Consider the following 374-nt stretch of genomic DNA (forward strand, 5'->3'; position numbering starts at 1 on the left):
TCCCGGAAGAAGTAGAAGTAGAAATGAAAAATGGTAAAGAAAAAATAACGAAAAGAAAAGTGTTCCCAGGTTACGTATTAGTAGAACTAATCATGACTGATGATTCTTGGTATGTTGTTCGTAATACGCCAGGTGTAACAGGCTTTGTCGGTTCTTCTGGTTCAGGATCTAAACCATCGCCTCTATTAGAAGAGGAAGTTGTTACCATCATGAAGCATATGGGAATGGACAACGAAGTGGTTGATTTCGACTTTGAACTTCATGAGACAGTGCGTGTAAATGAGGGGCCATTCGCAGATTATACAGGTGCTATTGAAGAAATTGATGTGGAGAAGAAAAAGGTTAGCGTGCTTGTGGACATGTTTGGTCGCGAG

1 protein-coding gene is annotated in these 374 nt (G+C 40.6%); it reads left to right on the top strand.

Annotated elements, in window-relative coordinates:
• Window positions 1-374, top strand: a 374-nt coding sequence (nusG, locus tag SB775_RS27775; protein ID WP_410864367.1) for a transcription termination/antitermination protein NusG, incomplete at both ends; no start/stop codon positions are given.

The organism is Peribacillus sp. SIMBA_075 (assembly GCF_046534585.1).